The 25,780-nt window shown below is 73.6% G+C and carries 24 protein-coding genes; 7 read left to right on the forward strand and 17 right to left on the reverse strand.

Annotated elements, in window-relative coordinates:
• Positions 1-6 precede the first annotated feature (6 nt).
• Both M8330_RS14925 and M8330_RS14930 read right to left on the reverse strand, forming a co-directional pair.
• The gene (locus M8330_RS14925; RefSeq protein WP_250827974.1) at positions 7-1,893 is read right to left on the reverse strand and encodes an ABC transporter ATP-binding protein; all 1,887 of its coding nucleotides are present in this window, start codon (positions 1,891-1,893) and stop codon (positions 7-9) included.
• Positions 1,890-3,749 carry an ABC transporter ATP-binding protein gene (locus M8330_RS14930; RefSeq protein WP_250827975.1) on the reverse strand — a complete coding sequence of 620 codons (1,860 nt, stop codon included), beginning with the start codon at positions 3,747-3,749 and terminating at the stop codon, positions 1,890-1,892. Before M8330_RS14930 ends, M8330_RS14925 begins: the two co-directional genes overlap by 4 nt.
• A gap of 115 nt (positions 3,750-3,864) precedes the next feature.
• Here M8330_RS14930 and M8330_RS14935 point away from each other — a divergent pair, with 115 nt between their 5' ends.
• A complete protein-coding gene (locus M8330_RS14935; protein WP_250827976.1) occupies positions 3,865-4,506 on the forward strand; it encodes a TIGR03085 family metal-binding protein in 642 nt (213 codons plus the stop codon).
• A 42-nt stretch (positions 4,507-4,548) separates the two neighbouring features.
• On the opposite strand, the gene M8330_RS14940 is transcribed toward M8330_RS14935, so the two are convergent.
• A complete protein-coding gene (locus tag M8330_RS14940) occupies positions 4,549-5,247 on the reverse strand; it encodes a nucleotidyltransferase domain-containing protein (protein ID WP_250827977.1) in 699 nt (232 codons plus the stop codon).
• A gap of 127 nt (positions 5,248-5,374) precedes the next feature.
• Here M8330_RS14940 and M8330_RS14945 point away from each other — a divergent pair, with 127 nt between their 5' ends.
• From M8330_RS14945 to M8330_RS14960, 4 genes are read left to right on the forward strand one after another with little or no spacing between them, the layout of a single operon-like run.
• Positions 5,375-6,868: an HNH endonuclease signature motif containing protein gene (locus tag M8330_RS14945; RefSeq protein WP_250827978.1), complete on the forward strand. Its 1,494-nt coding sequence runs from the start codon at positions 5,375-5,377 to the stop codon at positions 6,866-6,868.
• A gap of 31 nt (positions 6,869-6,899) precedes the next feature.
• Positions 6,900-7,793 (forward strand): DUF3626 domain-containing protein, encoded by an 894-nt coding sequence (locus M8330_RS14950; protein ID WP_250827979.1) that lies wholly within the window; start codon positions 6,900-6,902, stop codon positions 7,791-7,793.
• A complete protein-coding gene (locus M8330_RS14955) occupies positions 7,790-8,773 on the forward strand; it encodes a GNAT family N-acetyltransferase (RefSeq protein WP_250827980.1) in 984 nt (327 codons plus the stop codon). Before M8330_RS14950 ends, M8330_RS14955 begins: the two co-directional genes overlap by 4 nt.
• A gap of 32 nt (positions 8,774-8,805) precedes the next feature.
• On the forward strand, positions 8,806-9,786 hold the full coding sequence (locus M8330_RS14960) for a hypothetical protein (protein ID WP_250827981.1): 981 nt from the start codon (positions 8,806-8,808) through the stop codon (positions 9,784-9,786).
• A gap of 7 nt (positions 9,787-9,793) precedes the next feature.
• On the opposite strand, the gene hisF is transcribed toward M8330_RS14960, so the two are convergent.
• The 7 genes from hisF to hisD are packed head-to-tail and all read right to left on the reverse strand — an operon-like array spanning position 9,794 to position 15,523.
• Positions 9,794-10,555: an imidazole glycerol phosphate synthase subunit HisF gene (hisF, locus tag M8330_RS14965; protein WP_250827982.1), complete on the reverse strand. Its 762-nt coding sequence runs from the start codon at positions 10,553-10,555 to the stop codon at positions 9,794-9,796.
• Positions 10,552-11,298 carry a bifunctional 1-(5-phosphoribosyl)-5-((5-phosphoribosylamino)methylideneamino)imidazole-4-carboxamide isomerase/phosphoribosylanthranilate isomerase PriA gene (gene priA / locus M8330_RS14970; protein WP_250827983.1) on the reverse strand — a complete coding sequence of 249 codons (747 nt, stop codon included), beginning with the start codon at positions 11,296-11,298 and terminating at the stop codon, positions 10,552-10,554. The genes hisF and priA overlap by 4 nt, the downstream gene beginning before the upstream one ends.
• A 57-nt stretch (positions 11,299-11,355) precedes the next feature.
• Entirely contained in the window at positions 11,356-11,712 is a 357-nt protein-coding gene (locus tag M8330_RS14975) for a hypothetical protein (protein WP_250827984.1), read from the reverse strand.
• A gap of 19 nt (positions 11,713-11,731) precedes the next feature.
• A complete protein-coding gene (gene hisH, locus M8330_RS14980; RefSeq protein WP_250827993.1) occupies positions 11,732-12,382 on the reverse strand; it encodes an imidazole glycerol phosphate synthase subunit HisH in 651 nt (216 codons plus the stop codon).
• Positions 12,383-12,423: 41 nt separating this feature from the next.
• Positions 12,424-13,035: an imidazoleglycerol-phosphate dehydratase HisB gene (hisB, locus tag M8330_RS14985; protein ID WP_250057465.1), complete on the reverse strand. Its 612-nt coding sequence runs from the start codon at positions 13,033-13,035 to the stop codon at positions 12,424-12,426.
• The gene (locus M8330_RS14990; RefSeq protein ID WP_250827985.1) at positions 13,032-14,174 is read right to left on the reverse strand and encodes a histidinol-phosphate transaminase; all 1,143 of its coding nucleotides are present in this window, start codon (positions 14,172-14,174) and stop codon (positions 13,032-13,034) included. The genes hisB and M8330_RS14990 overlap by 4 nt, the downstream gene beginning before the upstream one ends.
• A gap of 8 nt (positions 14,175-14,182) precedes the next feature.
• Positions 14,183-15,523 (reverse strand): histidinol dehydrogenase, encoded by a 1,341-nt coding sequence (gene hisD / locus M8330_RS14995; protein ID WP_250057468.1) that lies wholly within the window; start codon positions 15,521-15,523, stop codon positions 14,183-14,185.
• A 109-nt stretch (positions 15,524-15,632) separates the two neighbouring features.
• On the opposite strand from hisD, the gene M8330_RS15000 reads away from it, so the two are divergent.
• Entirely contained in the window at positions 15,633-16,316 is a 684-nt protein-coding gene (locus M8330_RS15000) for an LON peptidase substrate-binding domain-containing protein (RefSeq protein WP_250827986.1), read from the forward strand.
• 46 nt (positions 16,317-16,362) lie between these two features.
• Positions 16,363-16,854 (forward strand): Cys-tRNA(Pro) deacylase, encoded by a 492-nt coding sequence (gene ybaK, locus M8330_RS15005; protein ID WP_250057472.1) that lies wholly within the window; start codon positions 16,363-16,365, stop codon positions 16,852-16,854.
• Between the two features lie 15 nt (positions 16,855-16,869).
• Here the strand turns inward: ybaK and M8330_RS15010 are convergent, their stop codons facing one another.
• From M8330_RS15010 to M8330_RS15040, 7 genes are all read right to left on the reverse strand, one after another.
• Positions 16,870-18,495, reverse strand: coding sequence for a DUF3352 domain-containing protein (locus M8330_RS15010; RefSeq protein WP_250827987.1), 1,626 nt, complete (start codon positions 18,493-18,495; stop codon positions 16,870-16,872).
• A 91-nt stretch (positions 18,496-18,586) separates the two neighbouring features.
• Positions 18,587-19,219 (reverse strand): hypothetical protein, encoded by a 633-nt coding sequence (locus M8330_RS15015; RefSeq protein ID WP_250827988.1) that lies wholly within the window; start codon positions 19,217-19,219, stop codon positions 18,587-18,589.
• On the reverse strand, positions 19,204-22,779 hold the full coding sequence (dnaE, locus tag M8330_RS15020) for a DNA polymerase III subunit alpha (RefSeq protein ID WP_250827989.1): 3,576 nt from the start codon (positions 22,777-22,779) through the stop codon (positions 19,204-19,206). The genes M8330_RS15015 and dnaE overlap by 16 nt, the downstream gene beginning before the upstream one ends.
• 152 nt (positions 22,780-22,931) lie before the next feature.
• On the reverse strand, positions 22,932-23,528 hold the full coding sequence (locus M8330_RS15025) for a GNAT family N-acetyltransferase (protein WP_250827990.1): 597 nt from the start codon (positions 23,526-23,528) through the stop codon (positions 22,932-22,934).
• A 37-nt stretch (positions 23,529-23,565) separates the two neighbouring features.
• On the reverse strand, positions 23,566-24,504 hold the full coding sequence (locus M8330_RS15030; protein WP_250827991.1) for an RluA family pseudouridine synthase: 939 nt from the start codon (positions 24,502-24,504) through the stop codon (positions 23,566-23,568).
• Complete coding sequence (lspA, locus tag M8330_RS15035; RefSeq protein ID WP_250057491.1) at positions 24,501-25,106, reverse strand: signal peptidase II; 606 nt, start codon at positions 25,104-25,106, stop codon at positions 24,501-24,503. Before lspA ends, M8330_RS15030 begins: the two co-directional genes overlap by 4 nt.
• A gap of 11 nt (positions 25,107-25,117) precedes the next feature.
• Positions 25,118-25,561 carry a TraR/DksA family transcriptional regulator gene (locus tag M8330_RS15040; RefSeq protein ID WP_250057492.1) on the reverse strand — a complete coding sequence of 148 codons (444 nt, stop codon included), beginning with the start codon at positions 25,559-25,561 and terminating at the stop codon, positions 25,118-25,120.
• Between the last annotated feature and the right edge of the window lie 219 nt (positions 25,562-25,780).

Genomic DNA, 25,780 nt, shown 5'->3' on the forward strand with positions numbered 1-25,780 from the left:
GTCCCATCATCCCTGCTCCCCCGCGCCGGAGGGCACCCGGTCCGTGGCGCGGCCCTGCTGGGCGACCCAGGAGGCGTGCAGCCCGGCGTAGACCGAGCCGGTCCGGGCGGCCAGCTCGGCGTGCGGGCCGCGCTGGACCACACGACCGTGGTCGACGACGAGCACCTCGTCGGCGGCCTCGGCGGTGGAGAGCCGGTGCGCGATCGTCACGGAGGTGCGGGCGCGCATCAGCCGCTCCAGGGCGCGCCCGATGCGCATCTCCAGGGCGGGGTCGACGGCGCTGGTGGCCTCGTCGAGCACCAGCAGGTCGGGGTCGGCCAGGTGCGCGCGGATCAGCGCCACGAGCTGACGCTCGCCGGCCGAGAGCGACTCGCCGCGCTGCCCGACCCGGGTGTCGAGCCCGCGGGGCAGGCCCGCCAGCCAGTCGCCGAGGCCCAGGGCGTCGGCGCTGGCACGGATGGCCGCCTCGTCCGCGTCGGTGCGGCCGTAGCGGACGTTCGCGGCGAGGGTGTCGTCGAAGAGGAAGCCCTCCTGCGGCACGAGCACGACGCTGCGGCGCAGGTCGGCCTGGGAGACGTGGCGCAGGTCCACGCCGTCGAGCAGGACGCGGCCCTCGCTGGGGTCCATCAGCCGGGTCAGGAGCTTGGCGATGGTCGACTTGCCGGAGCCGGTCTCGCCGACGACGGCGACGCGGCTGCCGGGGGCCAGCGTGAGGTCGACGTCGTGCAGCACCGGTCGGCCGCCGGGGTAGGCGAAGCCGACGTGGTCGAAGGTGACCTCGATCGGGCCCGAGGGCAGCGGCTCGCCGTCGGCGCCGGGGTCGGTGAGGTCGGCGGGGGTCTCGAGGATGCCGATGACGCGGCGCCAGCCGGCCAGCGCGTTCTGGGCGTCGGTGAGGATCTGGGTGCCCATCTGCACGGGCCCGACGAACAGCGTGACCAGGAAGGCGAACGCGATGACGGTGCCGAGCGTCATCGCGTCGGTGCCGAACCAGCCGTCGGGCATCAGCAGGATGCCGACGACCACGACGCCGGCGTTGGCCAGGCCCGCGGAGACCCCGCCCAGGGAGAAGGAAAACGCGGTGAAGCCCTGCGCGCGGAACGAGGCGGCCTTGTGCCGGTCGATGGCCTCGTCGATGCGGGCCTGGGTGCGGTCGGCCACGGCGTAGGAGCGGACGACGGTGGCGCCGACGACCGGCTCGGAGACCGCCGAGAGCATCGCTCCGACCTGGCGGCGCACGACGCCGTAGGCCTCGGTGAGCTTGCGCTGGAAGTAGCGCAGAGACAGGAACAGAGGCGCGAACGCCAGCCACACGACGAGGGTCAGCTGCCAGGAGTAGACGGCCATGACGACGGTGGCCACGGCGATCTGGCCGACGCTGACGACGAACAGCAGGCCGCCGAAGACGAGGAACTGGCTGACCTGGTCGACGTCGCTGGTCACGCGGGCCACCAGCGCGCCGCGGCGCTCGGTGTTCTGGGTGAGCAGCGGCAGGTCGTGCACGTGCCGGAAGGCCTTGGTGCGCAGCGTCGCGAGGCCGCGCTCGGCGGCCCGGAACAGCCGGGCGGTCATCAGGTAGGAGGCGACGCCGGTGACGACGATCGCGGCGGCCGCCAGCAGGCCCATCAGCACGGTGAACCCGAGGTCGACGCCGCCGTCCGCACCCAGGCCCCGGTCGAGGGTCTGCTGCACGGCGATCGGCACGACGACCTCGCCGCCGGAGGCGAGCACCGCCAGGGCGAAGGTGCCGCGCAGGCCCTCGCGCAGCTCCGGGGAGTGCTTCATCCCCAGGCGGATGGTGGTGAACGCGCCGAGGCTCTCGCCGGTGTCCAGCGCGGTGCTGGTGCGGGGCGTGGCGGTGCTCCCCGCGCGGGTGGACGTGGTGGCGCTCATCGGCCCTCCTCCTGCTCGGCGGTCTCGTAGGCGTTGACGAGGCGGGCGTACTCGACGCTCGCGGCGAGCAGCTCCTCGTGGGTGCCGCGCGCGACGATCCGTCCGCGGTCGAGGTGCACCACCTCGTCCGCGAGGCCGATGGTGGCCTTGCGGTAGGCGACGACCAGCAGCGAGGGCTGGGGGCCGTCGCCGGCGGTGCTGCGCAGTGCCGCGAGGATGCGCGCCTCGACCTCGGGGTCGACGGCGGACGTGGCGTCGTCGAGCACGAGCAGCCGGGGCCGGCGCACCAGCGCGCGGGCCAGCGAGATGCGCTGCCGCTGGCCGCCGGAGAGCGAGGTGCCCCGCTCGCCGAGCCGGGTGTCGAGGCCGTGGTCGAGCGCGGCGACGAAGCCGTCGGCCTGGGCGGCGCGCAGGGCGGCCCAGACCTCCTCGTCGGTCGCGTCGAGGCCGAGGGTGACGTTGCCGCGCACGGTGTCGTCGAAGAGGAACGCGGTCTGCGGGACGACGGCGACCGACCGCGCCAGCTCGCCCGCCGCGAGGTCGCGCAGGTCGGTGCCGTCGAGGCGGACGGTGCCGGCCTGCGGGTCGACGAGCCGGGTGACGAGGCTGGTGAGCGTGGACTTGCCGGACGCCGTGGCGCCCACGAGCGCCACCGTGCGGCCGGGCGCGACCGAGAAGCTGACCTCGCGGAGCAGGCCGACCTCGTCCCCGCCCTCGGTCGAGCCGGTGCCGTAGGAGTAGGCGAGCGCGTCCACCTCGAGGTGCGCGCCGCCCGTGGCGGTGCTGGTGGCGGTGCCGTAGGGCATGGAGCCGGTGGCGTCGAGCACGCGCTTGATCCGCTCCCAGCCGACGACGGAGGCGGGGAAGTTGCCGAGCAGCCAGCCGATGGAGCGGATCGGGAACGCCACGACGGTGAGCAGGTAGGCGACGGTGACCACGGCGCCGGCGTCGATGGCGCCGGACTCGACGCGGGCCACGCCCACGCCGAGCACGAGCAGCACGGCGAGGTTCGGCAGGGCCGCCAGCGCCGGGTCGAAGGCGGCGCGGATGCGGCCCGCGCGCACGTTGACGTCGCGCAGCTCGTCGGCGACGCGGCCGAACCGCGCGGTCTCCTCCGGCTCGCGGCCCAGGGTCTTGACGACCATGGCGCCGTCGAAGGACTCGTGGGCGATCTCGGAGAGGTCCGCGCGCAGCTGCTGGGCGCGGGTCATCAGCGGCGAGGACAGCCGCTGGAAGTACAGGTTGGAGACGATCACCGCGGGGAAGACGGTGAGGCCCACGACGGCCAGGACGACGTCGGAGGCGAACATCTGGACGACGGCGATCACCATCATCGCGATCGTGCCGACCGCCATCGGCAGCGGCGCGATGGGGCGCCAGGCGGCCTCGACGTCGGCGTTGACGTTGCTCAGCAGCTCGCCGGTGGGGTGGCGCTGGTGCCACTCGACGGGCAGGCGCAGGTACTGGCGGCTGACCTCGCGGCGGCTGTGGGCCTGCATCCGGTACTGCATGAGGCCGGCGCCGACGCGGCGGGCGACGATGCCGACGGCCCGCAGGATCGCGATGCCGAGGAAGACCGCGAGGACGGCCCACAGCATCGACCCGTCGGTCTCGCCGGTGCTGAAGGCGGGGACGAGGACCTCGTCCGTGGCCCAGCCGAGCGCCCACGCGTCGGCGACGGTGAGCGCGCCGAACAGGACGCTGCCCAGCGTGGAGATCGTGAAGACCCACGGCTCGCGGCGGATGGCGATGCCGAGGACCTTGAAGCCGTCCCAGGTGGTGGCGGCCTTGGTGCGGTTGCCGACGAGGGCGTCGTCCTCGTCGTGCACGACCTCGGGGGTCGTCGTGGTGCTCATGCGCTCCCGTTCGTCGCGGTGTGCTGCCCGGTGGTGCTGCCCGGCTTGCTGCTGGGTGTCCGACTCGGCAGAACTCCCCCGCCCGGGTCCCGTATTCCTCACTAGGGTGAGCGGCATGACGTCTCGGCCCGGGCCCGCCCCGTTCGTCCGCCGCGAGCGCGCCGCGCTGTGCGACCTGCTCCTCGAGGTCGGACCGGACGCACCGACCCTGTGCAGCGGGTGGACGGCCCGTGACCTGCTCGCGCACCTGCTGGTGCGCGAGCGCGAGCCGTGGATGGCGGCGGGCGTCGTCGTCTCGCGGCTGACGGGCCTGACCGAGACCGCGATGGGGCGCTCGGCGCACCGCTCCTTCGACGAGGAGGTCGCTCGGTTCCGCTCCCCCGGCCCGCTGGTGCGCCCGGCGCGCCTGGACGCCGTCGCCAACACCGTCGAGCTGGTCGTGCACCACGAGGACGTGCGCCGCGCCGCCGCGTCCTGGACCCCGCGCGCGCTGCCCGCCGACGACCGCGACGTCGTGTGGCGGGCCGCCTCGCGCATGGGCCGCGTGCTCGCCCGCCCGGCCCGGGGCGGCCTGGTCGCCGCGCGCACCGACACCGGTGAGCGGCACGTCCTGCGCTCCGGCCCCGACCCGGTGCTGGTCAGCGGGGACCCGGTCGAGGTGACCCTGTTCCTCTTCGGACGCCCCGCCTGCGACGTCACCCTCGACGGCTCACCGACGGCGCTCGACACGCTCGATCGGGACGCGTTCGGGTTCTGAGGTCTCGCTGCTACCAGGTCCGGGGATGTCCGGCCCGGGTCGTCATCCCACCGTGCGCACTGCGTCACGCCACGCTGCCCACGCCGTGCGCGACCGGGGCGAGCGGCAGCGTTCGCCCGCGCGACGCGCGGCCAGCTGTCGGCGCAGTCGCGGGCCGGCGTCCACGTGCGCGAGGGCTGCCGCCTTGGTGACCAGCAGGTCCTCGGTCAGGCCCCGGCGGGCTCGCGCCATCGTGAGGAGGCTGAGGTCGGCGAAGTCGGGCGCGAGCCAGTACCAGGGGCGACGCAGCGCCCACCGCCAGTAGCCGTCGAGGTCGGCGCGGACGGCGCGGCGCACGTCCCCTGGTGTCGGAGCGGGCAGGACGTCGGCCGGCGACCGCCCCGCGAGCACCAGCCCGTGGGCGGCGAGCTCGAGCCGGGTGAGCGACGACAGCCGACGCTCGCACGGCCGGCCGTGCGACCAGGTGACGTGCCGCCGGTCGGGGTCCCCCAGCGTCCCCGCCTCGACCCACGCGCACCCGAGGTCGAGGCCGCGGGCGGGGCCGGCGTCGAGGTGGCGGTGCAGGTCGTCCACCGCCCCGACGTCGACGGAGGGAACGAGCACGACCAGGTCGAGGTCGCTCACGCCGGCGACGTGGTCGCCGGTGGCCCACGAGCCGCCGACCCAGACCGCGGTGGCGCCGAGCGCACGTGCGGCGTCGGCGAAGGCCTCCAGCACGGAGGCGACACGGGGGTCCGGCATGGCTCGAGACTAGGCGCCGAGGCGCGATCCGCGAGGCTCGCGGACTCTCGCGGAGACGCCGAGAAATTCTCCACAGATGCAGCACAGAGCCTTTTATTCGAACTCCCGAACGCCTAGACTGTCAGGCATGACATGGCAGGCGGACGACGTGGGGCACGGCTCCGGTGGCAACCCCACCCGAGCCCTCCTGGCGCGCGTCCGCACGGCCAGGCGTGCCCAGCACCTGGCCGACGTGGAGGTCGCCCACGCCACGGTCGCGTGGGTCGAGGCCCACCCGGAGCAGGCGGTCATCGGCCTCGCGGACGCCGCCGCCTACACGTGGGACACCCCGGCCTTCCTGCACGGTGACCGGCCCCTGGATCTCGGCGGGCCGGGATCGCCGTTGGTGACCGAGGCGGCCGTCCTCGAGTGGGCCGCGGCCCTCGGGATGTCCACCGACGCCGGCCGAGCCTTCATCGGCCACGTCGTGGAGCTGCGCTACCGGCTCCCCCGGACCTGGGCGGCGATGACGCGTGGGCTCGAGCTCGACGACGACGGCCGGGTGCGCATGGCCGATGCTCGCGAGGTCGACCACGCCCTGCCGTGGTCCAGGGCCAGGCTCGTCGCCCGGAGGACGATGCACCTCCCGGCGGAGGGCGCGGCGTTCGTCGACGACCAGCTCGCCGCCGTCGCGCACAAGATCGGGCCCACCGCCCTCGAGCGCCTCACCACCGAGGCCCTGGTCAGGTTCGATCCCGAGACGGCGGAGCAGCAGGCCCTCGACGCCGCCGACACCCGCCACGTCACGATCGACCAGACCCCGCTGGGCCACCGCATGGTGGATCACACCGGCACCGTCTGCCTCGACGCCACGCTGGACGTCACCGACGCCGCCGATCTCGATGTCGCCCTCGCCGTGGTCGCGGCTCAGCTGCAGGAGCAGGGGCACACCGGCGGGCTCGATGCCCGGCGCGCCGCCGCCCTCGGCGAGATCGCCCGCCGACAGCTCGAGGACGACCAGCACGACGCACGCACTGGCACCGGCACCGGGCGTGCTGCTCGCGACCTGACGGTCTACGTCCACGTCTCCGAGGACGCGATCCGCGCCGCCGCGCACGGCACCGCGGACGCCCACCAGGAGCCGCTGGCCCGGGTCGAACCGGGGCCGGGCACCCTCAGCGCCCTCGGGGGCGGGTTCACCAGCCTCGAGGTCCTGCACCGGTGGGTGACGGAGTCCACGGGCCGGACCTCGATCGCCGTCAGACCCGTCATCGACCAGCGCACGCAGCGGCACGCCGAGGCCTACGAGTTCCCCGACCGGCTCAAGGAACAGGTCCGGTTGGCGGAGCCCACGTGCGTCTTCCCGTGGTGCCGCCGACCATCGCGCCGCGCCGACATCGACCACGTCGAACCACACGCCCACGGCGCGGGGACCAGCACCGACAACGCCGCACCCCTGTGCCGAAGACACCACCGCGCCAAGACCCACCTCGGCTGGCGCTACGAGCGCGCGCTCAGCTCCCAGGGCATCGCCACCGGCTGGCGCTGGACCAGCCACGACGGCCTGGACTACCTCATCACCCCCGCCGGCACGACGAGCGCGACGACCGGCCCGGCGGAGGCCGGCACGACACTCGCCTGACGCCGGGTTCCCCGTACGACATCCTGGGCTCATGCACCCGGAGCACGCGGCCGCTGCCTTCGGCGAGGAGGCGCTGCGGCACGTGCGCATGCTGGCCCCGCCGCACGCACCGCGGGTCCCGGCCACGGCCTGCGTCGCGCTGCACCTCCACCCCGACCACCTGTGCGACGGCCGCACCGTGCTGGCGCACCTCACCGCCGACGGCGTCTACCGCACCCAGTTCGAGACCGGCACCAGCAACGGCGGCCTCACGGCGCACCCCGGCGGTGACCGCTGGCGCTGGGAGCAACGCCTCTTCGGTGGCGTCTACGACCACGCGCCACCCGAGGCGCGGCCGCGGTACGGGGCGGTGGGAACCGCCGGTGACACGAGCAGCCTCGGTCCGGCGCCGCGGTTCGGGTCCGCCCGCCTCGTCCTGGCACCCCACGTGCTGGCTCGCACCACCTTCTGCTTCCCCGACTCCGTGTTCGAGCCGACGCTCGTGGGCACCGCCGACCGGTACCCGGAGCCCGACCCCGCCTGCGACGTGACGGCCCCACCCCACTCCGACGACCCGCTCGACCACTACGTCGAGGCCCACGTGCACGGGCCCGTCTCCCTGAGCGAGGACGTCGAGGCGCTGGCCCTGGACCCCAGTCACCGCGGCACCCCGACCCACGAACAGGCGGTGCGCCTGGCCGACAGGCACGGCGTGGCCCTGCACTGGCACGAGGGCCGCGTCCTCACCGCCCACGGCCTGGCCGCGCACGAGGACTACCGCGGGGCCGAGGTGGTGGAAGCCGGCCGCCGGGTCGCCGAGGACGGGCGCCTGGACGCCGCCGTCCTCGGCCGTGCCCGCGCCCGGGGCACCGAGGACCCGCAGGTGCTCAAGAAGGTCTGGCACCTCCTCGCCCGTCACGGCACGTCGGGCAGGATGCGCGGGTGACCGCGACGCCCCTGCTCCTCCCCCGCACCATGCCCGTCCTCGAGGACGCCGGCGTGCGCCTGCGTCCCTTCACCCACGCCGACGCACCGGCGGTCCGGGCGGCCACGCAGGACCCCCTCATCCCGCTGATCACGACGGTGCCCGCCACCGACGACGACGGCGAGGTCGCGGCCTACGTCGAGCGACAGCTCGGGCGGTTGGACGAGGGAGTCGGCTACTCCTTCGCCATCGCGGACGCCGCGACCGACACCTGCGTCGGCGAGATCGGCCTGTGGATGCGGGCCGACGGCCGGTGCGGCACCGGCTACTGGGTCGTGCCGGCGCGACGTCGCGAGGGCTGGGCCTCCCGCGCCCTCACGCTGCTGACCTCCTGGGCGCTCGACCACGACGACGTCGACGTGATCGAGCTCCTGGCCGAGCCCGGCAACGCGGCCTCCCGCGCCACCGCCGCCCGCGCCGGCTACCAGGAGGTGGCGCTGCTGCGCCGCCACGAGCCGGTCGGCGAGGAGCTGCGCGACATGGTGCTGCACCGGGCGGGCCGGGGCGTGGCCACGGACCCGTGGACGGCGGAGGTGGCCGAGGCCGACGCCGCCCTCGACCAGCGGCTCTCCGACGAGCTCGACGCCCACAACGCAGCCGCGACGCCCGGCCTGGCGCCCGCGCGGGAGCTGACGGTGCGGCTGACGGACGACGCGGGGCTGCTGCTCGCCGGCACCAGCGGCTGGACCTGGGGAGTCGCCGGCGGCATCGCCCTGACCTGGGTGGCGCCGCAGGCCCGCGGGACGGGCGCCGGCAGCCGGCTGCTCGACCTCTTCGAGACCGAGGCCCGGGCGCGCGGCGTGCAGCACGTGTTCACGACGAGCTTCACGTTCCAGGCGCCCGGCTTCTACCAGCGGAACGGCTACGAGGAGATCGGCCGCTGGCAGGGGCTGCCGGTGGCCGGCGAGGCCGACGTCCACCTGGTCAAGGCGCTGTCGTAGGCGGCTCGCCGGACCGCCTAGGGTGGTCGCCCGTGTCGACGAACTCCTCGCAGCCGCAGCCCACCGCCGTCCCGGACCCGCACCTGCGGTCGGACCTGGACCTCCTCGCCGTGGCGGTGGAGACCGGCGACGCCTCTGCCTGGTCGCGTCGGCTCGCCGACCTCGCCGGTGCCGCCACCTGGCAGCACCGGCACCTGCTCGTCGAGCACTCGCTCGCCCACCCCGCGTTCGTGGACGGTTGGCTGGAGGCGTCCTTCCAGGCGGCGGCGACGCACAGCCCCCGGGCGGACGACGACGACGAGGCCGAGGTCCCCGACGACAGCGTCGAGATCGACCCGACCGCCCTCCCCCACGGCTGCCTCACCAGCGCCGGCACGCTCCGCGTCCGGCAGGTCACGGCCGCCGACGAGGCCCAGCGCCACGAGCAGCTGGACATCGCCTCCCCACTGGTCCAGGGCGCGCTGCACGCCGAGCGCCAGGACCCCACCGCCTGGGGCACGCTGTTCGACCAGGCCCGCGGGCTCAAGGCCGACGAGGCCACGTTCCGCGAGCTGCTCTCGGCCGCGGCGCAGTCGTGCCCCGCCGGCTGGGCCTGGCAGGTCAGCGCGCTGGAGACCCTGTCACCCTGGTGGTACGGCACCGCGGCGTCGTCCTACGGGCTGGCCGAGCAGCTTGCCTCGATGGCGCCGGCGACCCGCAGCGAGCTGCTGCCCCTCGTGGCGGCGACCCGGGCGCACGAGAAGGACGCGACCGAGGCCACCGAGCAGATGCTGGCCGAGGCGCTCCCCCGCGCCCAGGCCTACCTGGTCTCCATCGCCGGCGACGAGGTCGAGCTCGTCAACGCGGCCAACGAGGTCGCCGCCCGCCTGCACGCGGCCGGTCGGACCGAGGACGCCGCCCGGGCACTGGCCCCGGCCGGTGCCGCCGTCGACACGCTCGCGTGGAGCGGCCGCGGAGGCGCGACCGCCCACGCCGAGGTGCTGGCGCGGGCGGTCGAGCTCGGGCTGCTCTGACCAGGGTCTAGCGCACCGGGTGACCCGCGGCGGCGAGCGTCGACTTCACGTCCCCGATCCGCAGGGTGCCGAAGTGGAAGACGGTCGCGGCGAGCACCGCGTCCGCACCCGCGTCGACGGCCGGTGGGAAGTGCTCGAGCGCACCAGCGCCGCCGGAGGCGATCACCGGCACGGTCACCTCGGCGCGCACGGCCCGCAGCAGCTCCAGGTCGAACCCGTCCTGGGTGCCGTCGGCGTCCATGGCGTTGAGCAAGATCTCCCCGGCGCCCAGCTCGCAGGCGCGGTGGGCCCACTCCACGGCGTCGATGCCGGCCGACTGGCGACCACCGTGGGTGGTGACCTCGAAGCCGGAGTCGGTGCCGGGCGCGCGGCGCGCGTCGACCGACAGCACCAGCACCTGGTTGCCGAAGCGGTCGGCGATCTCGGCGACCAGCTCGGGGCGACGGATCGCGGCCGTGTTCACCGCGACCTTGTCGGCGCCCGCGCGCAGCAGGCGGTCGACGTCCTCGACGGAGGAGACGCCGCCACCGACGGTGAGCGGGATGAAGACCTCCTCGGCACAGCGCGAGACCATCTCCATAGTCGTGGCGCGACCCTCGTGCGAGGCCGAGATGTCGAGGAACGTCAGCTCGTCGGCGCCCTCCGCGTCGTAGGAGCGGGCCAGCTCGACGGGGTCGCCCGCGTCACGCAGGTCGAGGAAGTTGATGCCCTTGACCACCCGGCCGCCGTTGACGTCCAGGCACGGGATGACCCGGACGGCCAGGCTCACGAGGCACCGCCGGCTGCGGGCAGCGTGAGCGCGAGGGCGTCCTCGAGCGTGAACCGGCCCTCGTAGAGCGCGGTGCCGGCGATGGCACCCTCGACGCCCACCTCGACCAGGCCCATGAGGGCCCGGATGTCGTCGAGGGTGGTGACCCCGCCCGAGGCCACGACCGGCGCGTCCGTGGCCGAGCAGACGTCCGTGAGCAGCTGCAGGTTCGGACCGGCGAGCATGCCGTCCTTGTTGACGTCGGTGACGACGTAGCGGGCGCAGCCCTCGGAGTTCAGGCGCTCCAGGACGTCGTAGAGGTCGCCGCCGTCGCGGGTCCAGCCGCGCGCCGCCAGGGTGCGACCCCGCACGTCGAGGCCGATGGCGATCTTGTCGCCGTGCTCGCCGATGATCCGGCGGCACCACTCGGGGTTCTCCAGCGCGGCGGTGCCGATGTTGACGCGGGTGCAGCCGGTGGCCAGCGCCGCGGCCAGCGACTCGTCGTCACGGATGCCGCCGCTCATCTCGACCTTGATGTCGAGGGCGCCGACGATCTCGGCCTGCAGCGCGCGGTTCGAGCCGCGGCCGAAGGCGGCGTCCAGGTCGACGAGGTGCAGCCACTCGGCGCCGGCGTCCTGCCAGCGCCTGGCGGCCGCGATGGGGTCGCCGTAGGTCCGCTCGGACCCGGCCACGCCCTGCGCGAGCTGGACGGCCTGCCCCTCGGTGATGTCCACCGCCGGCAGCAGCTCCAGGTAGTCGCTCATCGTTCCTCTTCTTCCAGATCAGGTGGTGCAGGTTCAGGGGGGTGCGGACAGGCGGGCTCAGGCCCGCCGGAACATCAGGGTGTAGAGCACGGGCCCGCCGAGGACGAGGACCACGACGGTCATCGCCACGGCGTACCAGTCGCGGGTGATCACCCCGACCAGGACGACGGCCGCCACGCCGAGCGCGACGAGCCACCCGGTCCGGCGCCGACGCTTCTCCGCGAGGCGTCCGGTCACCCGACCCCGGGTGGAGCCGGCGCCCAGCCAGGCGGCGACGGCCCGGAACGGCGCCAGCAACCGGTCGCGCACCGCACGGTGTCGTGCCGCACGCTCCTCGGCGAGCCGACGCTCCGCCGCGCGGGCGGCCGCCTCGGCCTCCCGCTCGGCGCGACGCCGGGCGCGCTCCTTGCTCATCGTGGCTCCGGTCGTGCGGTCAGAGGGTCGCGACCCAGTTGCGCAGCAGCGCCGCGCCGGCGTCCCCGGACTTCTCCGGGTGAAACTGGGTGGCCCACAGCGGCCCGTTCTCGACCGCGGCCACGAACCGGTCGCCGCCATGCTCCGTGGGACCGGTCCGGGCCCATGTCACCAGCGGCGCCTTGGTCCGATCGTTGGTCTCCAGCGTCCACTCGCGCACGCCGTAGGAGTGCACGAAGTAGAACCGCTCGCCCTCGAGGCCGGCGAAGGCCTGGCTGCCCTCGGGCGCCTCGACGGTGTTCCAGCCCATGTGCGGCACCACGGGAGCGTGGAGCCGCTCGACGACCCCCGGCCACTCGTCGCAGCCGTCGGTCTGCACGCCGTGCTCGATGCCCTGCGCGAAGAGCACCTGCATGCCCACGCAGATGCCCAGGACGGGGCGGCCGCCGGCCAGGCGACGGCCGATGAGCCGGTCGCCCTTGATCTCCTTCAGCCCCGCCATGCACGCCGCGTAGGCGCCCACGCCGGGCACGAGGAGGCCGTCGGCGGCCAGGCCCTTCTCGAAGTCCCCGGTGAGCTCGACCTGCACGCCGGTCCGCTCGACCGCGCGCACGGCCGAGCGCAGGTTGCCCGAGCCGTAGTCGAGGACGACGACGGTCTTGGTGGCCAGCACCGCCGGGTCGAGGCCCGCTCCGGCAGGGGCGAGCGCGCTCAGAGCGCGCCCTTGGTCGAGGGCACGCCGGTCTCGCGCGGGTCGAGGGCCACGGCGTCGCGCAGCGCGCGGGCCAGGGCCTTGAACTGGGTCTCGACGATGTGGTGCGGCTCGCGGCCGGCCAGCACGCGCACGTGCAGGCAGAAGTGGCCGTGGAACGCGATCGACTCGAAGACGTGCTGGGTCAGGGAGCCCAGGTAGGAGACGCCGGAGCCGCCGAGCTGCACGTACTGCTGGCCCTCGGGCTCACCGGTGTGCACGCAGTAGGGGCGGCCGGAGACGTCGACCGTGGCGTGCACGAGGGCCTCGTCCAGCGGGACGGTGGCGTCACCGAAGCGGCGGATGCCCTTCTTGTCCCCCAGGGCCTCGCGCAGCGCCTGCCCGAGGCAGATCGCCGTGTCCTCGGTGGTGTGGTGGGCGTCGATCCAGGTGTCGCCCTCGCTGATGACGGTGAGGTCGATCAGCGAGTGCCGCGCCAGCGCGGTGAGCATGTGGTCGTAGAAGCCGACGCCGGTGGAGATGTCGTGCTTGCCGGTGCCGTCGAGGTTGACCTCGACGACGACCTTCGACTCGCTCGTGGTGCGCTCGACGCGGGCGGTGCGGGCGGTCATGCGTCCTCCTCGGTAGCGGGGTCCATCAGGGTGCCGGCCGGCGTCGCCAGCACGGCGGTGGTGGCGTCGCGGAACGCGGCCATCTCCTCGGGCGTGCCGATGGAGACGCGCAGCCAGCCGGCGGGGCCGACCTCGCGCACGAGCACGCCGTGGGCGAGCAGCGCCTCCCAGTGGGCGTGCCGGTCCTCGAAGCGGCCGTAGAGCACGAAGTTCGCGTCGCTGTCGGCGACCTCGAGGCCCTGGGCACGCAGCCAGGTGACGACGTCGTCGCGCTCGCGGCGCAGGTCGTCGACCTTGCCGAGCAGCTCGGGGGCGTGACGCAGCGCGGCCAGCGCGGCCGCCTGCGTCACCGACGAGAGGTGGTAGGGCAGCCGGACGACGCGGATGGCGTCCAGGATCGCCGGGTCCGCCGCCAGGTACCCGAGGCGGCCACCGGCCAGCGCGAACGCCTTGCTCATCGTGCGGGAGACGACCAGGTTGCGGTGCGTGGGCAGCAGCTCCAAGGCCGACGGGGTGCCCTCGCGGCGGAACTCGGTGTAGGCCTCGTCCACGACGAGCAGGCCGCCGTAGGCGCCGGTGGCCTTGCACAGCACCTCGATGGCGTCCGGCGGCAGGGCCGTGCCGGTCGGGTTGTTCGGGCTGGGCAGCAGGACGACGCTCGGCTGCTCGGCCTCGATCAGCTCGCGCGCGGCGTCCACGTCGAGGGAGAAGTCCTCGGCGCGGTGGCCGGTGACCCAGCGGGTCAGCGTGTCGCGGGCGTACTCGGGGTACATCGAGTACGTCGGGGCGAACGAGCAGGCCGTGCGGCCGGGGCCACCGAAGGCCTGCAGCAGCTGCAGCATGACCTCGTTCGAGCCGTTGGCCGCCCAGACCTGCTCGGGCGTGATCGAGAACCCGGCCGCGACGGTGTCGCGCGACAGGTAGGCCGCGAGCGCCTCGCGCAGGGCGACGTGCTCGCGGTCGGGGTAGCGGTTCAGCGTCAGCGCCGCCTCGCGGACCGACGCAGCGATGTCGTCCGCGCAGGCCTCGCTGGGCCCGTACGGGTTCTCGTTGGTGTTCAGCTGCACCGGCACGTCGAGCTGGGGAGCCCCGTAGGGCTCCAGCCCGCGCAGCTCCTCACGGATCGGCGGGAAGTCCACGGTGCGCCTCAGCCCTGGTTCTCGGAGCCGGCGTCGGCGGCGAAGCGCACGCGGACGGCCTGGGCGTGACCGGGCAGGTCCTCCGCCTCGGCCATCGTGGTCACGTGGTCGGCGACCTCGGCCAGTCCGGTGCGGTCGTAGGTGATGACGTGCACCGACTTGGTGAAGGCGCGCACTGACAGCCCCGAGGAGTGGCAGGCGCAGCCGGCGGTGGGCAGCACGTGGTTCGACCCGGCGCAGTAGTCGCCGAGGCTCACGGGCGCGTGGGCGCCGACGAAGATCGCGCCGGCGTTGCGGACGCGGGCGGCCCAGGCGTCCGCGTCGACCGTCTGGATCTCCAGGTGCTCGGCGGCGTAGGCGTCGACCACCTTCAGGCCCTGCTCGAGGTCGTCGACCAGGACGATCGCGGACTGCTTGCCGCTCAGGCTCGTGCGGATGCGCTCGACGTGCTTGGTCGCGCCGACCTGCTTGTCCAGCTCGGCCTCGACCTCGGCGGCCAGCGTCTCGCTGGGGGTCACCAGCACGGACGCCGCCAGCGGGTCGTGCTCGGCCTGGCTGATGAGGTCGGCCGCGACGAACGCCGGGTCGGCGGTCTCGTCGGCCAGGATCGCGATCTCGGTGGGGCCGGCCTCGGAGTCGATGCCCACCGAGCCCTTGACCAGGCGCTTGGCGGTGACGACCCAGATGTTGCCGGGGCCGGTGATGAGGTCGACGGGCGCGCAGGGGCCGGCGCCGTAGGCGAACATGCCGATCGCCTGGGCACCACCGACGGCGTAGACCTCCTCGACGCCCAGCAGGGCGCAGGCGGCCAGGATGCTGGGGTGCGGCAGACCGCCGAACTCCTTCTGCGGCGGGCTGGCCAGGGCGATGGAGCCGACGCCGGCGACCTGGGCGGGCACCGTGTTCATCAGGACGCTGGAGATGAGCGGCGCGAGGCCGCCGGGCACGTAGAGGCCCACGCGGCCCATGGGTACCTTGCGGTGGGTGACGACGGCTCCGGGGCCGAGCTCGGTGCGCGCGTCGGTCTCCAGCTCGTTGGTGCTGGTGGCGCGGAGCCGGCGGATGGACTCCTCCAGACCGGCACGCAGGGCCGGGTCGAGCTCGTCGAGGGCGCGCTGGATCGCCTCGGCAGGCACGCGGACGTCGTCCAGGGTGACGCCGTCGAACTTGGCGCTCATCTCGAGGATCGCCTCGATCCCCCGCTCCTGGACGTCCGCCAGGATGCGATGGGTGGCCGGCACGGCTGCCTCGACGTCGAAGTCGGCGCGCGGGAGGGCGGTCCGGTAGTCGAACGGCTCCTCCGGCGCGCGACCGGTGGCGGCGCTACGCAGGTCGGTCCGGGTGATCATGGCCCCGATTCTAGGCGCCGGACCCGGTGCGCCCCGAGTCCTGGCCACCCGGTGGTACGCCCCGCGCGCCCCACCCGGACGGACGCGTCGTGACGGCTACGGTGACGGCGTGGACCCCACGCTGCCCATGTTCCCCCTGAACACGGTCACCTTCCCCGGGCTGACGGTGCCGCTCAACGTGTTCGAGGACCGCTACCGCGCCCTCGTCCGGCACCTGCTGGAGATCGAGGACCCCGCCGAGCGGATGTTCGGGACGGTGGCGATCCGCGAGGGCTACGAGGTGGGCGACCACGGCGCCCAGTCCCTGTTCCGGGTGGGCGTGCGGCTGCGGCTGACGGAGGCCACCGAGCGACCCGACGGCACCTTCGGGATCGTGGCCGTCGGCGTCGACCGGTTCGACCTGGAACGCCTGGCCCCGCACCCCGAGGGCAAGTTCCCCCTGGGCGCCGTGCTGGCACGGCCCGAGCTGGACGGCGGACCCGACGGTGGCGTCGGCGAGGAGCTGCTCCAGCAGGCCCGCTCCACGTTCACCGCCTACCGCGTCGCCCTGGCCGAGCTCCAGGCCGACCCGTGGGAGGGCCGGCTGCCGCAGGACCCGTCGTGGCTGTCCTGGGCGCTGGCTGCCGGCGCACCGCTCCCCCTGCCGGACCGGCAGGAGCTGCTCGAGACCGACGACCCGGCGCAGCGGCTCGGCCACGTCGTCGACCTGCTGCGCGAGGAGCTGCGGGCGATGAACGTCATCCCCTCGCTGCCCGCCACCGAGGTGGCGCGCACCCGCTGGTCGCCCAACTGACGGGCCCCGCGCACCGGTGCCGCGGCGTACGCGGCAGGATCGGTGCGTGGCCAGGAAGAAGCAGGCAGCCGGCGGGACGCCCGCCACCGTCGCGCTGACCGACGCCGGCGTGGCGTTCACCACCCACCCCTACGAGCACGACCCGCGGGCCGCGTCCTACGGGCTGGAGGCCGCCGAGGCGCTCGGCCTGGACCCGGACTCGGTGTTCAAGACGCTCTTCGCCGACCTCGACGGTGAGCTCGTCGTCGGCGTGGTGCCGGTGACCGGGCAGCTGGACCTCAAGGCCCTGGCCCGCGCGCTCGGTGGCAGCAAGGCCGTGATGGCCAGGCCCGCCGACGCCGAGCGCGCGACCGGGTACGTGGTCGGTGGGATCTCGCCGGTGGGCCAGAAGAAGCGGCACCGCACCGTGGTCGACGAGACCGCCGTGCTGCACGACGTCGTCTACGTCTCGGGCGGTCGTCGGGGGTTCGACCTGGGTCTGGCCCCCGACGACCTCGTCACCGTCACCGGTGCGGTGCTGGCGGAGATCGGCCGCTAGACCGCTCCGCCGTCGTCAGTCGGTGGTGGTGATCCGCAGCCGCATGCTGAACTCGCCGTCCCCGCCGCTCACCGAGGCGCCGACGGCCTCCAGCGCGTCCAGGCCGGTCGTGCCGCTCTGCTCGGCGATGTCGGCGAACAGGTCCGAGCCGGCCATCCGGAGGAAGAAGACCGAGCCGGCGCCGTCGGCGTCCGGGACGGCGCGGCTGAACACCGGGTCGGAGGCCAGGTCGCCACCGGAGGCCACGGCGTCGCCGTAGGCGTTGCCGGTGACCAGTGCCGAGCCCGAGGGGGTCTCCTCGACGGTGATCTCGCCGGAACCCAGCGCGTAGCCGGCCAGGATGTTGAGGGTGTCCACCACGGGGGCGACGTCATCGGGCGTCCCACCCACGAGGACCGCGACGGGCAGGGCGTCCAGGGACGTGGAGGCCATCGCGCTGTTGAGGTCCAGCCCGGAGCCGAGCGCGATGCCGATGCCGTCGCCCACGGCGGCCGAGAGCTGGTCCAGCGTGAGGTTGAACGAGGACTGCAGCTCGGCGTCGATCTCGTCGGGGGTGGTGCCCAGGGAGCTCGAGAGCGCCTCCACCTGGGCCTCGATCGCGCCGTCGGCCAGGCCGGCGGCGAGCACCGCGTCGGTCTCGGCGGGCAGGGACGACACCATGTCGCCGCCGGCCGTGACGTCGGTGACGGCGGCGGCCTCGTCGGAGGCCATGCCGCCGGCCTCGACCTCCAGGGCGCCGTCCTCGAACCGCACCTGGGCCACCGCGCCTCCGAAGCCCTCCATCTGGGCGAGGCCCTCGGCGAGCTGGGCCGAGTCGCCCATCTCGTCGAGGCCGGACTGCGAGGCGATCAGGTCGCCGAGCGCGGAGCCCAGCGCCGGCGCGACGTAGGCGGAGACGATGCCGGTGTCCCCGGCCAGGCCGCTGAGCTCGGCGTAGTCGGCGTCGTCGGCCAGGCTCCCCTCGTCGAGGGCCGCGAAGGCGTCGTCGAGGCCCTCCTGGGTCTCGGTGGCGTACAGCCAGCCGTCCCGCACCTCGTACGCACCGAGGTCGTCGGGCTCCTCGCCGCCGTCGCAGGTGGCGAGCGCCTCGAGGCCGGCATCCACGAGGCTCTCGTCGGTGACCTCCACGGCCAGGAGCGGCACGGTGTCCTCGGAGAGCTCCCCGCGCAGGACCACACCGGCACGGTCGCCCAGCCAGGGCTCCACGTCGTCGGCGTAGGAGAGCGTGTCCTCGCAGCCGGCCTCGGCGATGATGGCCTCGACCATCGCCGCCTTCGGGTCCACCTCGCCCGCGTCGCCGTCCATGCCCAGCTCGGCGGCGAGGTCGGGGAACTTCTGCAGGGTGCGGACGGCCTCGACCTTCTGGCTGCCGCTGGGGTCCAGGCTCATGCCGACGTAGACGAGCGCGTCACCGGGCAGCGCCTCGGCCGCCTCCCCGCCGTCGGAGGTCCACCACCAGGCGGCCGCGGCACCGCCGCCGACCAGCACGAGGGCAGCCAGGCCACCGCCGATCGCGAGCCCGCGACGGGCACGGGGCTCCTTGTCGGCGGGCCGACCGGCGTCGGACTCCAGGTACTCGGGGTGCTGCCCGGCCTGCTCGGGGCTCTGCTCGGCGGGGTGGTCGGGGTGCTGCTCGGTCACGGCGGGTCCTCGGGTCGGGTGCCGGCGGGCGGGCGAGAGCCCCGCCGCGGCGCTGCGTCCCCCGGGTGGTCCGTCCGGGGGTGGCAGCAGGCTATCCGGCGTCGGGGGTTCCCTGCGGGCGTCGCCGTGAAGTCCGAGGTAACAGTCCGAACACGACCACCAGGGCGATGGCCGCGGCCAGGGGCGCGCAGGTGAGGACGGCCCAGGAGCCGATCGTCAGGTGGTCGGGCAGCCGCGTGCCGTCGTCGGCGGAGGCGGCGAGCACCTGCGGGTCGGCGGGGCCCAGCCGGGTGCCCGTCTGCCAGGCGAGCAGCCCGCAGAGGGTCGAGCCCACGAGCACCGCGACCAGCGTCAGCACCTCGTCACGTCGGGCCAGGAGCCCGGCGACGACGCCGACGAGCAGCCCGGCCGCCAGGGTGATCACGGCGTACAGCGCGGGCCCGGAGAACTGGTTGCGCAGGCCGTCGAGGTCGTAGGTGAGGTCGCTGTCGACCACGTACCAGGTGCCCTGCACGACGACGCCCTGCGTCGGGGTCCACACCGACTCCCACAGCCAGCCCAGCAGCGGGCCCAGGAGGGCAGGCACCAGCACGACCAGGCCGGCCACCACCAGGGAACGGCGGGCCGGACGTCGTCCGTGCGACGTCTCCCCCGCCGGGGCCGGGGCCGGGGACGGGACCGGGGGCGGCGTGTCCGCCGCGTCCGAGGTCAGCTGGTCAGGCACCCGGGCCCCAGCAGCTGCTTGAGGTCGGCGAAGAGCGCCGGCGACGGGGTGACGCGGTGCAGGTCACCGACCCGCATCACGATCGTCTTGTCGCGCATCAGCACCCGCAGGTGGACCTCGGAGGACCCGCGGTGCGTGGAGAGGACGTCCTTGAGGTCGGCCACCACGTGCTGGTTGACCCGGGTCTGCGGCAGCTGGATCACCACCGGGCCCGACGGGCCGTCGGTGATGTCGGGGGCGCTGACCTCCTGGCCGTGGATCTCCGGCTGGTCCTTGCTCCGCGACAGCCGGCCCTTCACGGTGAGCACGGCGTCCTCCATGAGCAGCGGCGCCGCCAGCTGGTAGGAGGAGGGGAAGAGCAGGACGTCGATGGCACCGTCCAGGTCCTCGATGGTGACCATGGCCCAGGCGTCACCGCGCTTGGTGATCTTGCGCTGCACCTGGGTGACCAGGCCGCAGACCTGGATCGGCGAGCCGTCCGAGCGCGACTCGTCCAGCAGCAGCGAGCCGATGGAGACGTCGGAGGCGTTGGCCAGCACGTGCTCGAGGCCCAGCAGCGGGTGGTCGGAGACGTAGAGGCCGAGCATGTCCCGCTCGTGGCCGAGCAGGGTCATCTTCTCCCACTCGTCGATGTCCGGGATCGCGACGGTGGTGCCGAAGTCGCCGGCCGCGTCGTCGTCCAGGCCACCGAACAGGGAGTCCTGGCCGATGGCCTCGTTGCGCTTGATGTCGACGTACTGCTCGACCGCGGTCTCGTGCACCGCGACCAGGGCCCGACGCTTGTGCTTCATGTCGTCGAACGCGCCGGCCTTGATCAGGGAGTCCATCACGCGCTTGTTGCACACGTGGGCGGGCACCTTGGAGAGGAAGTCGTTGAAGTCCTCGTAGCGGCCCTTCTCCTCGCGCCCGGCGACGATGCCGTCGACCACGTTGTGCCCGACGTTGCGGATCGCGCCGAGACCGAAGCGGATGTCGTTGCCGACCGGGGTGAAGTTGTTGGCCGACTCGTTGACGTCCGGCGGGAGCACCTGGATCTTCATCCGGCGGCACTCGTTGAGGTAGATCGCCGACTTGTCCTTGTCGTCGCCGACGCTGGTGAGCAGGGCGGCCATGTACTCGGGCGCGTAGTGCGCCTTGAGGTAGGCCGTCCAGTAGGAGACCAGACCGTAGGCGGCGGTGTGCGCCTTGTTGAACGCGTAGTCGGAGAACGGCACCAGGACGTCCCACAGGGCCTTGATGGCCGCGTCGGAGTAGCCGTTGGCCTTCATGCCGCCGGAGAACGGCACGAACTCCTTGTCGAGGATCTCCTTCTTCTTCTTGCCCATCGCGCGGCGCAGCAGGTCCGCCTGGCCCAGCGAGTAGCCCGCCAGCTTCTGCGCCACCGCCATGACCTGCTCCTGGTACACGATCAGGCCGTAGGTGGTGTCCAGGATGTCCTCGAGCGGCTCGGCCAGCTCGGGGTGGATCGGGGTGATCTCCTGCTTGCCGTTCTTGCGCAGCGCGTAGTTCGTGTGGGAGTCCACGCCCATCGGGCCCGGGCGGTACAGCGCGAGCACCGCGGAGATGTCCTCGAAGTTGTCGGGGCGCATGAGGCGCAGCAGGCCGCGCATCGGGCCGCCGTCGAGCTGGAAGACGCCCAGGGTGTCGCCGCGGCCCAGCAGCTCGTAGGCCGCCCGGTCGTCGAGCTCGAGGTCCTCCAGGACGAGGTCCTCGCCGCGGTTCGCCTTGATGTTCTTCACGGCGTCGTCGAGGATCGTCAGGTTCCTCAGGCCCAGGAAGTCCATCTTGATCAGGCCGAGGTTCTCGCAGGTCGGGTAGTCGAACTGCGTGATCATCGCGCCGTCGGCGGGCCGCTTGAGCAGCGGGATGACGTCCTCCAGCGGCTCGCTGGACATGATGACGCCGGCGGCGTGCACGCCCCACTGACGCTTCAGGCCCTCGATGCCGATGGCGGTGTCCACGACCTTCTTGACGTCGTGGTCCTGCTCGTAGATGCCCCGGAACTCGCCACCCTCGGAGTAGCGCTTGTGCTCGGGGTTGAACAGGTCCTGCAGCGGGACGTCCTTGCCCATCACCGCGGGCGGCATGGCCTTGGTGATCCGGTCGCCCATGGCGAACGGGTAGCCGAGGATGCGGCTGGAGTCCTTGACGGCCTGCTTCGCCTTGATGGTGCCGTAGGTGACGATGTAGGAGACGCGGTCGTCGCCGTACTTCTCCGTGACGTACCGGATCACCTCGGAGCGGCGACGGTCGTCGAAGTCGACGTCGAAGTCGGGCATCGAGACGCGGTCGGGATTGAGGAAGCGCTCGAAGATCAGGCCGTGGCGCAGCGGGTCCAGGTCGGTGATCTTGATGGCGTAGGCGACCATCGAGCCTGCGCCCGAGCCACGGCCCGGGCCGACCCGGATGCCGTTGTCCTTGGCCCAGTTGATGAAGTCGGCGACGACGAGGAAGTAGCCGGGGAACCCCATCTGGATGATGACGCCCAGCTCGTACTCGGCCTGCTTGCGCACCTCGTCCGGGATGCCGCCCGGGTAGCGGTCGTGGAGGCCGCTCTCGACCTCCTTGACCAGCCACGACTCCTCGTTCTCGCCGGGCGGGCAGGGGAAGCGGGGCATGTACTTGCCGACGGCCTCGGTGAACTGCACGTCGCAGCGCTCGGCGATCAGCAGCGTGTTGTCGCAGGCCTCGGGCAGGCCGTACTTGTCGCCCCACAGGGCGCGCATCTCCGCGGCGGACTTGATGTAGTAGCCGTCGCCGTTGAACGCGAACCGCTGGCCCGGGCCGTCGCCGGCCGGGATGTCCATCGTGGAGCCGGAGTTGATGCAGAGCAGGTGCTCCTGGGAGGGAGCGTCCTCGCGGCGCACGTAGTGGGAGTCGTTGGTGGCCAGCAGGGGGATGTTCAGGTCGCGGCCGAGCTTGATCAGGTCGGCACGGACCCGGTTCTCGATGTCGAGGCCGTGGTCCATCAGCTCCAGGAAGTAGTTCTCCTTGCCGAGGATGTCCTGGAAGTCGCCGGCCGCCTGGCGCGCGGCCTCGTAGTTGCCGTAGCGCAGGTGGACCTGGATCTCGCCCGAGGGGCAGCCGGTGGTGCCGATGACGCCCTTGCCGTACTGCTGGAGGATCTCGCGGTCCATGCGCGGGTGCTTGAAGTACCCGTCGCGCCAGGCGCCGGTGGACAGCCGGAACAGGTTGTGCATGCCCTCGGTCGACTCCGAGAGCAGCGTCATGTGCGTGTACGCACCGCGGTTGGAGATGTCGTCCGACCCGCCGTCGTAGAAGTTCACGCCCTTCTTCTCGAACCGGGAGATGTTCGGGGCGAAGTAGGCCTCGATGCCGATGATCGGCTTCACGCCGGCTGCGGTGGCCTTCTTGTAGAACTCGTACGCGCCGAACACGTTGCCGTGGTCGGTCATCGCGATGGCGGGCATCTCGAGCTCGGCGGCCCGGTTGGCCAGGTCGCCCAGACGGGCGGCACCGTCGAGCATCGAGTACTCGGTGTGGACGTGCAGGTGCACGAAGGAGTCGGAGGAGCCGTTCGCCATCGGAGCGGGGCGCATCCCTTCTGCGAGTTCGTCAACGGGTGCTGCGGGCAGGGTCCGGGCCACGACGGCGGCCGGGATCCCCGCGGGAGGGGGTCAGCCTACGTGACGCCAGGACCCCACCGTGGCACCCCGCACCGACAGTGCCGGTGCCCCGCGGGGTCGTGCCCTCAGCCCTCGGCCCGGGGCTCGCCGGTGACCTGCAGGGACGCCTCGAAGGGCGTGTCGGAGGCCACGGCGAGCGCCCGCGCGCGGGCACGCAGGTCGTCGCCCACGGCCCGGACGTCGGCCGCGAGCTCGGCGTGCAGCCGGGCCCAGAACGCCTCCGGCTGCTCCCCCGGCCAGGCCATCCGCACGTCCGGCTCGCGCTCCTCGTTGTCGGCGCCGTCGGTGCGCTCCAGCTCGACCAGGCCGGCCGCCGCGTAGAACGCGCGTGCCGGGGCGTTGGCGGCGAAGACCCACAGGCAGAAGCCGCCGGGACAGGCGCGGAACGCCTGTGCGAGCAGGGCAGTGCCCACGCCTCGTCCCTGCGCCGCGGGGCGGACGTAGAGGTCGTCCAGCCAGCCGTCGGTGAGCCGGGCGTAGCCGAGCACCTGGGTGCCCTCGTGCGCCACCCAGACCTCGTCGGCGCGCAGCCGCGCGGCCAGCCAGCCCCGCACCTCGTGCTCGGGGTGCACGCCGTCGGGCATGGGCGCCGCCCGGCGCGCGGTGACGTGCACCTGCGCCAGAGCGACGGCGTCGGCCGGCGTGCCGCGACGCAGCCGCACGGCAGGAACGCCGGCCCCGACGCCCCCGCTCACCGGCTCAGACCGAGTCGCGGACGACCTCGAGCGCCGCGGCCAGGTCGTCCGGGTACGGGCTCTCGAACTCGACGTACTCGCCGGTCGAGGGGTGCTCGAAGCCGAGCTTCACGGCGTGCAGCCACTGCCGCTCCAGCCCGACGCGGCGCGCCAGCGTCGGGTCGGCGCCGTAGGTGAGGTCGCCCACGCACGGGTGCTTGAGGGCGCTCATGTGGACGCGGATCTGGTGGGTGCGCCCGGTCTCGAGGTGGATCTGCAGCAGCGAGGCGAACCGGTGCGCCTCGAGCGTCTCGTAGTGGGTGACCGAGGGCCGCCCGTCGGCGCGCACCGTGAACTTGTAGTCGAACTTCGGGTGCCGGCCCAGGGGCGCGTCGATCGTGCCCTCGAGCGGGTCGGGGTGGCCCTGCACCAGCGCGTGGTAGGTCTTGTCGACCGTGCGGTCGCGGAAGGCCTGCTTGAGCACCGAGTAGGCGTGCTCGCCCTTGGCGATGACCATGACGCCGGAGGTGCCCACGTCGAGGCGCTGGACGATGCCCTGCCGCTCGGCGGCACCGGAGGTGGCGATGCGGAAGCCGGCCGCCACCAGGTGGCCCACGACCGTCGGCCCGTTCCAGCCCGGCGAGGGGTGGACGGCCACGCCGACGGGCTTGTCGATCACCACGATGGCCGGGTCGTCGTGGAGGATCGAGATCCCCTCGACCTCCACCGGCACCACCGTCAACGGGTCCGCCACCGACGGGATCGTGATGTCGAGCCGGGCGCCGGGCAGCAGCCGCTCGCTCTTGGAGACGGCCACGCCGTCGACCAGCACCAGGCCCTCGGCGGCCAGCTCGGCCGCCCGGGTGCGCGAGAGGCCGAACATGCGCGCGATGGCGGCGTCGACCCGCTCCCCCGCCAGCCCGTCGGGCACCAGCAGGGTGCGTTCCTCGCCCGAGACGCTCACGCGTCCTCCTCGCCGTCGACGGTGCTCTCGCCCGTGCTCTCGCCCTTGCTCTCGTCCGCGTCGGTGACGCGGCTGCCGTCCAGGGTGACACCCCGGAAGGTCAGGAGCACGATCAGGACGGCCGCGGAGGTGATGCAGATGTCGGCCACGTTGAACACGGGCCAGTGCGGCAGCTGCAGGAAGTCGACGACGTGGCCGCGCAGGGGGCCCGGCTCGCGGAAGATCCGGTCGGTCAGGTTGCCGGTGATGCCGGCGAGCAGCAGGCCGAGCGCCACGGCCCAGCCGGCGTGGCCCACGCGCCGGGCCACGACGACCACGACCACCGAGGCGACCATCGCCAGGCAGGTCAGGACGACGGTGAACTGCGTGCCCGTGCTGAACGCGGCGCCGGGGTTGAACAGCAGGTTGAGCCGCAGCAGCGAGCCCACCAGGTCACGGTCGCCGTCGGCGAGCGCCTGCGTGGCCCACTGCTTGGTCACCTGGTCGAGGCCCAAGCCGACCACGGCGACGGCGGCCAGGAGCAGCCGCAGCCGGGTGCGGGAGGGCCGGGGCGCCTCGGCGTGCGCGACGCGGTCGGGGCCGTGGTCGGGGTCGGTGCTCACGGGGACGGCGCTCAGCGCCGCTCCTCCCGCTGCTTGCAGGTCATGCAGAGGGTCGCCCGCGGGAAGGCCATGAGACGCAGCTTGCCGATCGGCTCGCCGCAGTTCTCGCAGCGGCCGTAGGTGCCCTTGGCGATGCGCTCGAGGGCACGGTCGATCTGGAGGAGCTTGTCGCGCTCGTTGTTGAGCACGCTCATCTCGTGGTCGCGCTCAAAGGTGGACGCGCCGAGGTCGGCGGGGTCCGGGCCGGCGCCGTCGCCGGAGTCACGCATGAGCCCGGAGAGCTCGGTCTCGTGCTCGGTGATGATCACGGAGGAGTGCTCACGCTGCTCGGTGAGCTCGGCGAGGACCTCCTGGAGCTCCTCGGCGGTCCAGGCGTCCTCGTTCTCCTTGACGACGAGGGCGTCGACGGGAGCGTCCTCGACGGACGGGACCGGGTTCGGGGGGGTGCTCGACATGCGCGGGTGCCTTTACGTGCCAGGACGGGTGACGGAGACGGTGCGGCGGAAGTGTAGTGAACCCGCCCGCGGGCCCACCAGCCGGTCCCCCGGTCGGGCGGGTCGCGCGGTCAGTGGCGGGTCGAGCGAGGCGAGTGGAACGACCGACGGCCGGGCCCGGGGCCGGGCCCCCGCCCGCCCGGGGCCGGGGGGCCCGGGGGTCTCCGCCCACCACCACCC

The sequence above is a fragment of the Nocardioides bruguierae genome, assembly GCF_023656415.1.
Lineage (GTDB): Bacteria > Actinomycetota > Actinomycetes > Propionibacteriales > Nocardioidaceae > Nocardioides > Nocardioides bruguierae.

Bases quoted from the DNA above. Each gene is read 5' to 3' on its own strand.
- dnaE (WP_250827989.1), bottom strand. From the start codon at position 22,779: ATGCGCCCCGCTCCGATGGCGAACGGCTCCTCCGACTCCTTCGTGCAC.
- M8330_RS14975 (WP_250827984.1), bottom strand. From the start codon at position 11,712: ATGAGCAAGGAGCGCGCCCGGCGTCGCGCCGAGCGGGAGGCCGAGGCG.
- M8330_RS14925 (WP_250827974.1), bottom strand. From the start codon at position 1,893: ATGAGCGCCACCACGTCCACCCGCGCGGGGAGCACCGCCACGCCCCGC.
- M8330_RS15040 (WP_250057492.1), bottom strand. From the start codon at position 25,561: ATGTCGAGCACCCCCCCGAACCCGGTCCCGTCCGTCGAGGACGCTCCC.
- M8330_RS14930 (WP_250827975.1), bottom strand. From the start codon at position 3,749: ATGAGCACCACGACGACCCCCGAGGTCGTGCACGACGAGGACGACGCC.
- M8330_RS14940 (WP_250827977.1), bottom strand. From the start codon at position 5,247: ATGCCGGACCCCCGTGTCGCCTCCGTGCTGGAGGCCTTCGCCGACGCC.
- M8330_RS14935 (WP_250827976.1), top strand. From the start codon at position 3,865: ATGACGTCTCGGCCCGGGCCCGCCCCGTTCGTCCGCCGCGAGCGCGCC.
- M8330_RS14950 (WP_250827979.1), top strand. From the start codon at position 6,900: ATGCACCCGGAGCACGCGGCCGCTGCCTTCGGCGAGGAGGCGCTGCGG.
- M8330_RS14945 (WP_250827978.1), top strand. From the start codon at position 5,375: ATGACATGGCAGGCGGACGACGTGGGGCACGGCTCCGGTGGCAACCCC.
- hisD (WP_250057468.1), bottom strand. From the start codon at position 15,523: ATGATCACCCGGACCGACCTGCGTAGCGCCGCCACCGGTCGCGCGCCG.
- hisB (WP_250057465.1), bottom strand. From the start codon at position 13,035: ATGACCGCCCGCACCGCCCGCGTCGAGCGCACCACGAGCGAGTCGAAG.
- priA (WP_250827983.1), bottom strand. From the start codon at position 11,298: ATGAGCGACTACCTGGAGCTGCTGCCGGCGGTGGACATCACCGAGGGG.